This window comes from Cytophaga sp., from assembly GCF_051961495.1.
GTDB lineage: Bacteria > Bacteroidota > Bacteroidia > Cytophagales > Cytophagaceae > Cytophaga.
Genome location: NZ_JBQCDF010000051.1, coordinates 1 through 3,428 on the forward strand (window position 1 = coordinate 1; position 3,428 = coordinate 3,428).

At 40.6% G+C, this 3,428-nt stretch carries 3 protein-coding genes; 2 read left to right on the forward strand and 1 reads right to left on the reverse strand.

All coding sequences use genetic code 11. The features are described from left to right. The coding region (locus tag ACTHJT_RS02500) for a DUF3109 family protein (protein WP_440236157.1) at nucleotides 1–171 on the reverse strand (171 nt) is incomplete at its 3' end. A 95-nt stretch (nucleotides 172–266) separates the two neighbouring features. On the opposite strand from ACTHJT_RS02500, the gene ACTHJT_RS02505 reads away from it, so the two are divergent. Together ACTHJT_RS02505 and ACTHJT_RS02510 are read left to right on the forward strand one after the other, a co-directional pair. Beyond that, nucleotides 267–2,522 carry an ATP-dependent helicase gene (locus ACTHJT_RS02505; protein ID WP_440236154.1) on the forward strand — a complete coding sequence of 752 codons (2,256 nt, stop codon included), beginning with the start codon at nucleotides 267–269 and terminating at the stop codon, nucleotides 2,520–2,522. Nucleotides 2,523–2,552: 30 nt separating this feature from the next. Next, nucleotides 2,553–3,299 carry a DUF4290 domain-containing protein gene (locus ACTHJT_RS02510; RefSeq protein WP_440236156.1) on the forward strand — a complete coding sequence of 249 codons (747 nt, stop codon included), beginning with the start codon at nucleotides 2,553–2,555 and terminating at the stop codon, nucleotides 3,297–3,299. Nucleotides 3,300–3,428 lie beyond the last annotated feature (129 nt).

The window sequence follows — 3,428 nt, forward strand, 5'->3', positions numbered from 1 at the left end:
ATAAGGCTTTACAATCGGATAAATTTCTTCCAGAATAAGGGCTTCTTCCACATCGAGTGGCGCACCCATGTCTCCTTCGACACAGCAAGCCCCTTTGCACTTCAATAAGTCGCATACAAAGAACTTTTCCGCGATATCATCGCTCACCACAGCATTTCCTAAAGAAATCATATCTTTAAATTTATCAACATATCAATTCAGGACACAAAGATAATGGTTTTAAAGGGGATTAAATCGTAAATTTATCCTTTAAATAAATGTACTGAATGAGTTATCTAGATTCATTAAATGACGTTCAACGACAGGCAGTTGAACAAACAGAAGGCCCTGTAATGATCATTGCCGGCGCAGGCTCCGGAAAAACCCGTGTGCTTACCTATCGCATAGCTCATTTGATCCAGAAAGGCGTTGAACCTTTTAATATATTATCACTGACCTTCACCAATAAAGCAGCAAAGGAAATGCAGCACCGGATTCAGGCTGTATGCGGCAGTGAAGCCCGGAATGTGATGATGGGTACATTTCACTCTGTCTTTTCAAGAATTTTACGGGTTGAATCCCAGAAAATAGGTTTTCCGAGCAATTTTACCATATATGACACAGAAGACTCTAAATCACTTTTGAGAACCATCCTGAAAGAACAGAATTTAGATGATAAAGTATATAAGCCGAATACTGTTTTCAATAGAATCAGTGCGGCGAAAAACAGGCTCATCTCATACCGCGAGTATCTTGCAAACCCAAATTACATGGCCGATGACAGAGCGGCCTTACGCCCTGAAATGGGAAAGCTTTATCAAATGTACCAGGAACGTTTGATCCGTTCAGGTGCCATGGATTTTGATGATTTGCTTTTTTATACCTTTAAGCTATTCAACGACCATCCGGATGTATTGAACAAGTATCAGCACAAATTCAAATACATTATGGTAGATGTGTTTCAGGATACAAATATTGCACAATACAACATAACCAAGAAGCTTGCAGCCATGAACCGGAACATCTGTGTGGTTGGTGACGATGCACAGAGTATCTATGCCTTCCGTGGAGCAGACATTCAAAACATCCTGAACTTCGAAAAAGATTATCCGGAATTAAAGGTTTTAAAACTCGAACAGAATTACCGCTCAACAAAAACCATTGTTGAAGCGGCAAATAATGTTATTACAAAAAATAAAGCGCAGTTAAAAAAGGATGTCTGGACCTCCAACGAATCCGGAGAAAAAATCCATGTATACCGCGCAGCCAGCGACAATGAAGAAGGTCGGATCATTGCGCAGACCATTTTTGAAAACAAAATGAATCTGCAATTGCGGAACAAAGATTTTGCTATTCTGTACCGTACCAATTCACAGTCAAGAAGTTTTGAAGAAGCATTGCGTAAACTGAACATCAACTACAAAGTTGTTGGCGGTATGTCCTTCTACCAACGAAAGGAAATCAAAGATGTTCTTGCATACCTGCGCTTTGTATTGAATGACCAGGATGAGCAAAGCTTCAGACGTATCATCAATTTTCCGAAACGTGGTATTGGTGATACAACTATTGCAAAACTGTTTGTCATTGCTGACGAACAGGGAACTTCCATCTGGGACATCCTATGCAACATCAGAAGCATCATGACCGGCCGGCTTGTACCTTTGATTGAAGGCTTTGTTGACCTGATCAAATCATATAAAATCCTGGCCCAGACAAAAGATGCATTTGAAGCAGCCAATGAGATCACCAAACAATCTGGTTTGCTTAAGGAACTGTATGAAGACAAAACTGTTGAAGGTATTGCCCGCTATGAAAACGTACAGGAGTTATTGAACGGTATCAAAGAATTTGTAGATCGTCCGGATCAGGAAGATAAATCGCTGGGAAGCTACCTGCAGGAAATTTCTTTACTGACCGATACTGAAAATGATAAAGAAAGTAAGGACTACGTAACGCTGATGACCATTCACTCAGCCAAAGGTCTTGAGTTTAACCAGGTATTTGTTGTTGGCATAGAGGAAGACCTATTCCCATCAGCAATGATGCTGAACAGCCGCGCTGATCTGGAAGAAGAACGCCGTTTGTTTTATGTGGCAATCACAAGAGCTGAAAAGCGTCTGACATTGAGCTTTGCTACTTCCCGTTACAGATTCGGTCAATTAAAGAGCTGTTCACCAAGCCGCTTCCTGGAGGAAATTGATCCCCGGCATTTGCAGATGAGCACCATTACAGCCAGTTCAATCGGCTCACCGGATTCGGGGCCCGCGTTCAGCGGAATCAGGCCTAAAACAGGTACTTCAACAGTACAGGCAAAACCAAAGGTTGCTGCAGCTCCTGCCTATACTCCATCAGAAGATTTTAAGCCAAGTGATACCAGTAATCTGGCGATCGGAATGAAGGTTGAACACCCTAAATTCGGGTTTGGAGAGGTTAAAAACATACAATCAAACGGTAATGACCGGAAAGCATTGATTGATTTTAAAAATTTAGGCGAAAAAACACTAATTCTTAGCTTCGCGAAACTGAGAATTCACGAATCTTAGTTAACTTAAGGCTTTAATACAAAGATCAAAATGACATTAATTAAAGGAGATCCTGGTAAGGGTATCGTATTAAAAGAATACGGTAAAAATATACAGAAAATTGTTGACTGGATTTTAACGATCGAAGATAGAGACCAGCGTACCCGTTATGCAAATACCTGTGTTGAACTGATGCGTCAGTTAAATCCTGGTGTGCGTGATACGGAAGAACATACAACCAAATTATGGGATCATCTTTTTATCATGTCCAATTTCAAACTGGATGTAGATACTCCCTACCCGATGCCAGACATTGCCGTTCTTGGAAGAAAACCTGAACGCGTTCCATACAATCACAATAATTTAAAATATAAACATTACGGCAAGAACATCAATCTTCTGATAGAACAGGCTATCCTGAAAGAAGATGGTCAGGAAAAAGAAGATGCGATCATCTATCTGGGTCGCTTGATGAAACGCCTGTATAGTACCTGGAACAAAGAAAATGTAGATGACGAAGTTATCGTTGAGCATTTATCAGAACTTTCAAAAAAGAAACTGGTAATTGATGTGGCCAAAGTAAAAGAAGAACGTTTGTTTGATACCGTGGGCGGGGCTGTTGCAGACAGCAGGATACCTGGCAGTGCAAGCAGTTCAAATAGCGGCTATTCAAGATCCGGAGGCAGTAACAACCGTCGTTCAAATTCAAACGGAGGCAATGGTTATTCCAATAACAATGGCAATAACAACTCGAACAGATATCAGCAAAACCAAAACAAACCAAGAAGAAGAAATTAATGGCATCTTTTGAAATTACAGGAGGAACTAAATTACGTGGAGAGATCGTACCTCAGGGCGCAAAAAATGAAGCACTTCAAATCCTTTGTGCTGTATTAATATCTCCTGAACCTATTGTCATACATAACG

Excerpts from the sequence above, each read along its gene's own strand:
- ACTHJT_RS02505 (WP_440236154.1), top strand. The coding sequence starts at position 267 with ATGAGTTATCTAGATTCATTAAATGACGTTCAACGACAGGCAGTTGAA.
- ACTHJT_RS02510 (WP_440236156.1), top strand. The coding sequence starts at position 2,553 with ATGACATTAATTAAAGGAGATCCTGGTAAGGGTATCGTATTAAAAGAA.